Consider the following 657-nt stretch of genomic DNA (forward strand, 5'->3'; position numbering starts at 1 on the left):
CGGCTCGCGCAGGTGGTCTATCTCACCACGCTCGGCGTCTATGGCAACCAGTGACGGCGCCTGGGTGGACGAGGCGACCGCGCCGCGCCCCGCCGACGCGCGGCTCGTGCGGCGGCTCGAGGCGGAGGCGGCCTGGTTCGATTTCGGCCGGCAGACCGGCATCCCTGTCGCCGCGCTCCGGCTCGCCGGCATCTACGGCCCCGGCCGCAATGCCCTGGTGCAGGTGCGTTCCGGCGAGGCGCGGGCGATCGCGCGGCCGGGCCAGGTGTTCAACCGCATCCATGTGGACGACATCGCGAGCGCCATCCTTGCGGTGGCGGAGCGGCGCTTCTCGGGCATCCTCAACGTCACCGACGACGAGCCCGCCGCCTCCTGCGATCCCATCCTCCATGCCGCCGCTCTGCTCGGCCTGCCGGCGCCGGAGGTGGTGCCGTTCGCCGAGGCGGCCAAGACCATGAGCCCCATGGCGCTGAGCTTCTGGGGCAACAACAAGCGCGTCTCCAACGCCCGGTTGAAGGGCGAACTCGGCGTGGCGCTGGCCCACCCCACCTATCGCGAGGGCCTAGCCGCCCTGCACGCGGCCGGCGAAGGCGCCGCCTGACCGGAACCGAGCTACCCCAGGGCCGCGGCGGCCGCCGCCTCGGCCACCCCAGGGCG

Annotated in this window: 1 protein-coding gene; it reads left to right on the forward strand. The window is 74.0% G+C overall.

Annotated elements, in window-relative coordinates; all coding sequences use genetic code 11:
• Positions 1 to 601, forward strand: a 601-nt coding sequence (locus AC2W7M_RS26940) for a Rossmann-fold NAD(P)-binding domain-containing protein (RefSeq protein WP_486136293.1), incomplete at its 5' end; no start/stop codon positions are given.
• Between the last annotated feature and the right edge of the window lie 56 nt (positions 602 to 657).

The organism is Xanthobacter sp. BG11Y11_SDJG (assembly GCF_057364445.1).